This window comes from uncultured Nostoc sp., from assembly GCF_964245575.1.
GTDB lineage: Bacteria > Cyanobacteriota > Cyanobacteriia > Cyanobacteriales > Nostocaceae > Nostoc.
The window spans coordinates 1-6,454 of the sequence record NZ_CAXTNP010000370.1 but is presented as its reverse complement, the minus strand read 5'-3'; the positions used below and the strand labels follow the sequence as shown (position 1 = coordinate 6,454).

Below are 6,454 nucleotides of genomic sequence, written 5' to 3'. Positions count from 1 at the left end.
AAGCATAGCTTTGGCGGGGTGGGGTTCTTATTTTTTATTATTTAAACTCTTCAAGCTGATCCACACGTAACCAAACATTTGGCGTAGGCACTTTCCCGAACTTAACAAGGGCGTAATCACCTTTGATATCTACAATTTCGCCCTTGCTGTCAAACAAATAAAGAGGAAAGCGAGTATCACTGGCTTTTGCTTCTAGACTGTTTTCCAGTTTCTCGCGGATAGCGCGAACCATATCTCCTTTCTTGACTGCCATGAATTCCCCTCTCAAATTTCTAGATTAGACTTATCCGCATTTTAAAAGACTTCCGAGTTAGAAGTAAAAACTCCTGTGTAAAGACGCGATTAATCGCGTCTCTCCTAACTCCTAACTCCCCGTAGCGTTTGACACTGTGGGCAAAAGTGACTAGATCGCCCAGCTAACCTAATCCGCATAATTGGAGTGCCACAAACTCGACAGGGTTCTCCAGCGCGGTTATAAACCCAGGCAACACCACCATAATTGCCGTTGACACCCTTAACACTTAAGAAATTACTAAAAGTTGTACCGCCAGCCTCAATGCTGGTTTCTAACACTTGAATTATGGCTGTTCGCAAACGCTCAATTTGCTTTAGCTGCAAATCTATACACAAGGTTTCAGGTAAAATTCCACTCTTAAACAAGGCTTCATCGGCATAAATGTTACCTAATCCCGCCACTACCGATTGATCGAGTAGTGCAGTTTTAATCGGACGGCGGCGGTTTTGGAGTTTGAGAGCTAGATATTCAACAGTGAATTCGGGTGAAAATGGATCTGCTGCTAGTGTTGCCAAACCAGTCATAATACTTTCTACAGCAACACCAGGCGGAACCCACCAAATTTTACCGAAGGTACGCTGATCAACAAAGCGTAATTCCTGCTGTTCCCCAAAGAATAATCTAACCCGCGTGTGCTTATGTAATGGTTCATCTCGATGCAGCCATAGTAGTTGACCGGTCATTCGCAGATGAACCCCTAGCCAACCTGTGGAAGAGAGTTCGGCGAGGAGATATTTACCGCGACGATGCCAAGTAGTGATCGCATTCTTTTTAATTCCATCAACAAACTCACCAACAGAAAACGGGTAGGCGATGGTGCGATCGAGCAACACATCTCCACCCGTAATTTCTTGGTTAAGGGTCAATTGATTTAGGCCCCTTCGGACTGTTTCAACTTCAGGCAGTTCAGGCATTCAAACTGATTAAGCAAGCAATTTTGATGTACTTGGGGGAGTCAATAAGTAACAGATAAGGTAGTACTTACCCATTTGTAGATGGCTCGTATTACTACCCAAGAGAAACCGTAAATACCCGCAGGGCAGCTTCTCATAGATTAGGGTAGGCTTGGGTGAAAGATGAATGAACTGAAATTTTCAGACTTCATACTTCAGACTTCAGACTACCCTTCATCATCGCATCAAACAAGCCCCTTGTAGCTTGCTGCTATTTTTTCGCTGCTTTAGCCTTTGGTGCTTCAACCTCAACTAATTCATCCTGGGCAAAGTTGTTGGTATTGATACCAGCGTAATTGACCTTATCAAAGCGGACAATTACAGGGTATTTGATGCCGCTTTGGTCAATGGAAGCCACAGTTCCTAGATCCTGAAACCAGTAGGATTCAGGGCGGAGAATACGTACTTTAGAACCACGTTGAACCATGATTATTTTCCCTTTTAGTTATCAATCGCCAATCTAGAGGGCTAATTGATTTCACTCTACAACCTCAAGGTAGCAGCAAGAGTCTTTGTTAAGTTATTTGTCTGAATTGGGAGTAGGGAGTAGGGAGTGGGGGAGTGGGAATTGGGAATTGGGAATTGGGAATTGGGAATTGGGAATTGGGAATTGAATATTAATTATTCTTTCTCCCTCATCTCCCTCACCTCCCTTATCTCCCCCACTCCCTACTCCCCATTCCTCACTCCCTACCCCAAATTGAAAATTTTATTATACACCACTTGACAAGGCACACGTTATAGCGTACCTTCGTTCGCAAGCGTTTATTTTGTAGAAACTTATGTTTTAGTTAAGACAAAGACACTTCCCTCGTTACCTCTGCTAATCCGCAGATCGTTATCTATATAGGTGATATCTAACCAGCCTTGCTGTTTATCACTCTTGATTGCAAAATCAATTGCGGGAAATTTTCTACCTGCTTCAATTTGTTGGATAAAAGTTACCGGAGAATTGTATTCTATTAAACGTTGTAAGCCGATAATAGACCGCTCAAATTTTACTTGGACACGCCGACCTGAAACTGGCTCAAATTTAGCAGCAACGCTAACTAATCCTTCCAAATAAGGTAAGCCAGAAATCTCAGCTATGTTGTAAACACTGGCAGTATCAACCCGGATACACTGATAGATTTGACCCAGTTTGCACAAAGGTAGACCATCTAAGTTTAAAAGAGCCTTGCTAGTGGTGTATAGTAATCGCCAATTGCCATCAAGCAAATTGTTAGCTTCTACCGGACGGGGTGTAGGATTAAAATCTTCTAAATTGGCGATCGCTGCTAAGATAACCTGTTTCTGTGCTTGGGTCGCCAGTAGACCGCGATTAGTAAGTGCGATCGCATCTATAAGAGTCGCTTTTGTGATCATCGCCTGTCACCTCAAAAATCAGTCCTTTCCATCAGCATAAACAAGATATTCATGACCTATGTGCAGAGCCATAAAAATTACTACTAAATCGCTTGACCTAAGCCTTATGCCTATTAAATAAAAAATTTCTATCTGAATGCGGATTTATTAATGAAAGGGTTGAAAAGATAACTAAATAAATCCGTGCCAAGTGATAGACTCTAAATGTCAACTTACGTATACCTTTTCTTGTCCTCCTCGATATGTTGAACTCTCCATTACGTGAAGTACCCCGTAATCAGCGAGCTGATGTTATCCCCTTAAAGCAAGAGTCCTCTTTCTTGGACTGGTTGCAAACCAACGGTCGGATCATCGCGCGTGACGTTCACGAACCGGATTTTCAAGATGACGAAGTAGAAATAGACTCCCTAATGGGTGTAGAAGATGGGATTGGCTACGACCTTGATGATGATGACGATATAGGAATCGCCGAGGATTAGCCTTTTCAGCCTAGGGACTTGGTAGTATCCCTAGTTGCTGATATTGAATTTTATATGTGTGGAGTGAAGGGAAACTTCTGTGGACGCTAAATTATCTCCTGAGCAAGGTTTAAATATTTCTGGAATTGCTCTAGCCTCTTTATTAACCGTAGGGCTAGCTACAACAGCATTTTTATTGGATTCGATGGCCAATAGGCTACCCTGGCAAAGTATGTCGTTAACCCTGCCACTACTATTGTGTGCTATGGGTTCAGGTGCCGTGGGCTATTGGGTAATACCCCTACTTCAAGCACTCAAAACTGGACAAATAATTCGCGAAGATGGCCCCCAAGCCCATCTAAAAAAGGCAGGCACGCCAACAATGGGAGGTATATTTTTTATACCTGTAGGTGTGATAATTGCCTGCATATTGTCTAACTTTGCTACAGATGTGCTTGCAGTTTCGGCATTGACAATCAGCTACGGATTGATTGGCTGGCTGGACGATTGGCAAATTCTGCGCCGTAAATCAAATAAAGGTATATCTCCCGGAACGAAACTGGCTTTGCAGGTGGGTTTTGCGGCAGTGTTTTGTCTATGGCTGATGTTTAATCAACCTTCTAATATTACAAATATTGCTTTACCTTGGGTTAGCTTCACACTACCCTTAGGATTCCTATTTTGGCCTTTAGCAGGTTTTGTGCTAGTTGCAGAAAGTAATGCGACTAATTTAACAGATGGTATTGATGGCTTGGCAGCAGGAACAGTAGCGATCGCACTTTTAGCATTAGGTGCTTTAGTCGCACCTACAGCACCTGGGTTGATGGTTTTCTGTGCTGCTTTAAGTGGTGGGTGCTTAGGTTTTTTAGCTCATAATCGTAACCCAGCCCGCGTTTTCATGGGAGATACCGGTTCACTTGCACTGGGCGGCGCTTTAGCGGCTGTAGCCCTATTGACAAACACCTTAGTAGCTCTGTTCATTCTCAGTGGTATATTCTTCGTAGAAACTCTTTCAGTGATGGCACAGGTAAGTTATTACAAAGCCACCAAAGGCCCTGATGGCAAAGGCAAGCGCCTCTTCAAAATGGCACCCTTACACCATCATTTAGAACTCACTGGCTGGTCAGAATTGCAAGTAGTTGGAGTATTTTATGTCATCGCGGCTATTTTGGCTGCCATCTGTTTGGCGTAGGCGCAGCCCGCCGCAGGCATCGCTCCATTCTGAATGTTTTAAAAAATTACTCGAATCCAAAATGACAACTCCCACATCAGGGAGTTGTTTTTTATACGGTAAATTTATAAGTTTCTGATTTCTATGCTGGAAAGTATGACACTACTCTTGTAGAGACGCGATTAATCGCGTCTCTACTGATGCCGTTTTATGAATTATGAATTATAAATTATGAATTAATAATAGTTATTTACATACTCCATAACCCGATTCTTGCCTGTTCGCTTTGCCTCAAGCATTGCTTGATTTGCCCGATTCAGAAAATCTTTAACTGTAATCCCTGGTTCTGATACAGCTATTCCAAAAGAAGCGGTAATGCCTTCGAGAATGCGATCGCCATCCTTCAATTGCATTTGTTCAACATCTATCCTAAGTTGTTCTACTCGCTTCCTAAGGTTTTCCAGTGTCATATTAGGCATCACGATCACAAATTCTTCACCACCCCATCTGCAAGCAATGTCAAAGGAGCGAATAGATTTTAACAGCAGTTTTGCTAATCCCTGGAGAACAATGTTGGCAGTCAAATGTCCATAGCGCGAGTTGTAAGATTTGAAGTTATCGATATCAAGGAAAATAACACTAAGAGTTTCTCCCGACCGTTCAGCCTCGGCTAGTCTCTGTTCCGTTATGGTTTGCATATAGTTTTGATTGAATAGTTGGGTCATCCCATCCCGCAAGTTATCATAGGTTAGACGTTGCTTTATCGAGAGATTATTTAGTGCAATGCCTAAGGTTCTAGCAATAATCTCAGTAATTTGTTGAGCTTCTGGACTGATTTCTTCAGGCGCATAAATGTGTAAGATCCCAACTACTTCGCCTTGTCCAAACAAGGGAACACATAAATGTGTGCCGCTAACAGGCTGTATTAAGTGATTGCACATCAGTCCTGAGTGACGAGGTGATAAAAGGTTTAATTTCCCTCTCCGCAATGCCCAACACTCAGATTGGGAAAATATTTCTTTACTAGTTCTTTCATCTCCCCAAAAACTATTCATCTGAACATAATTCTTAGAATTAGCAATTATATAAATACAACCACTCATATTAGGAAACAGCTTAGAACAGGTTAAAGCGACCACTTGATACACCTCATCTTCAGATTCGCAGGAATAAAGCATATCCGCCATCTCTGAGATATATATAAGTTCTTGTTTTTTTGCTTCTAATTTCAGTGTTTTTTCTTCTAGTTGCCGATTTAGGTCAGTGAGCGATCGCTGTGCTTCTATGGATTCTGTAATATCGATACTAATGCCACCAATGCGGTAAGCGCCCGTTGTGTAATCGCTAAACGGAAACTTAAACGATAGCCAGTAGCACAGCTGATCGTTATCAGCAATTTTTACCTCTTCAATCAGCTTCAAGGGACGTAGAGTCTTCAAAACGATTTGATCGTTTTCCATTACCCGCCGCCCCTCTTCTGGATCTGGCAAGAATTCACTATCGGTTTTCCCCAACCATTCTTGTGGATCTACCGAAAATCTAGACTGTATCTCCTGGTTGTAATAAAGCACTCTAGATTGCTCATCTTTGATATAGGCTAGAAACGGGCCCTGATCTAGGAATAGCCTTTGTATCTGCTGACTGCGTTGAAGTTCGTGCGTATCTTCTTGATGTCTGGCGATCGCCTCTAGAATTTGATAAGCGGTTGGCATCAAGTAGAGTAAGGCAGACAAGGAAATAAACGCCATTAGATCAAGCACACCTAAGTGCAGCAAAGACACTGCCACATGTGGCTCAAAGACCGCCAGAAGGTGATGAAATCCACAAAATAGTACGAATCCACCTGATAAGAAAAAGCCTAGCCAAAACTTAGAAGGGATGGTTGCTTTAGTTTTGGCAAAGAAAACCCCTATTACTATGGGGATGCCAAAGTATGAAAATGCAGTGATGCCGTGAGCAATTATGCAATTCCAGTAAATAGGCTCCATTACTGACCTGATATTAACACTTCATCCGTTTCACTATAATTCTGGGTAGCCTCAAAATGGAAGTAGAGAAGGGATGATTTCAGTGCCTTATGCCTTTTTTTTACAAAAGTTTTTATAGTAACTTTCTCAAAGGCTGCTCATTTTACCAAAGTTTTTGCACCGTGGAGAGAGTAAACTCAGCGAGTTCCTCACGAAACTCGCTGGTCTTCAAAACCGTGCTTAAT

At 42.3% G+C, this 6,454-nt stretch carries 7 protein-coding genes; 2 read left to right on the top strand and 5 right to left on the bottom strand.

What is annotated here, in order from left to right; all coding sequences use genetic code 11:
* Positions 1 to 37 precede the first annotated feature (37 nt).
* The 4 genes from ACFFAP_RS34585 to ACFFAP_RS34570 form a co-directional block, all read right to left on the bottom strand.
* A complete protein-coding gene (locus ACFFAP_RS34585; RefSeq protein WP_375515446.1) occupies positions 38 to 253 on the bottom strand; it encodes an NAD(P)H-quinone oxidoreductase subunit O in 216 nt (71 codons plus the stop codon).
* A gap of 104 nt (positions 254 to 357) precedes the next feature.
* Positions 358 to 1,209, bottom strand: coding sequence for a DNA-formamidopyrimidine glycosylase (locus ACFFAP_RS34580; protein ID WP_375515445.1), 852 nt, complete (start codon positions 1,207 to 1,209; stop codon positions 358 to 360).
* A 250-nt stretch (positions 1,210 to 1,459) separates the two neighbouring features.
* Positions 1,460 to 1,675 carry a photosystem I reaction center subunit IV gene (locus ACFFAP_RS34575; protein WP_375515444.1) on the bottom strand — a complete coding sequence of 72 codons (216 nt, stop codon included), beginning with the start codon at positions 1,673 to 1,675 and terminating at the stop codon, positions 1,460 to 1,462.
* Between the two features lie 353 nt (positions 1,676 to 2,028).
* The gene (locus ACFFAP_RS34570; RefSeq protein ID WP_375515443.1) at positions 2,029 to 2,613 is read right to left on the bottom strand and encodes a PAP/fibrillin family protein; all 585 of its coding nucleotides are present in this window, start codon (positions 2,611 to 2,613) and stop codon (positions 2,029 to 2,031) included.
* A gap of 242 nt (positions 2,614 to 2,855) precedes the next feature.
* Between ACFFAP_RS34570 and ACFFAP_RS34565 the strand changes: the two genes are divergently transcribed.
* The gene (locus tag ACFFAP_RS34565; RefSeq protein WP_375515442.1) at positions 2,856 to 3,092 is read left to right on the top strand and encodes a DUF3134 domain-containing protein; all 237 of its coding nucleotides are present in this window, start codon (positions 2,856 to 2,858) and stop codon (positions 3,090 to 3,092) included.
* A 79-nt stretch (positions 3,093 to 3,171) separates the two neighbouring features.
* Positions 3,172 to 4,263: a phospho-N-acetylmuramoyl-pentapeptide-transferase gene (mraY, locus tag ACFFAP_RS34560; protein ID WP_375515441.1), complete on the top strand. Its 1,092-nt coding sequence runs from the start codon at positions 3,172 to 3,174 to the stop codon at positions 4,261 to 4,263.
* 215 nt (positions 4,264 to 4,478) lie between these two features.
* On the opposite strand, the gene ACFFAP_RS34555 is transcribed toward mraY, so the two are convergent.
* Positions 4,479 to 6,230, bottom strand: a complete 1,752-nt coding sequence (locus ACFFAP_RS34555; protein WP_375515440.1) for a diguanylate cyclase domain-containing protein — start codon at positions 6,228 to 6,230, stop codon at positions 4,479 to 4,481.
* Positions 6,231 to 6,454: the final 224 nt, after the last annotated feature.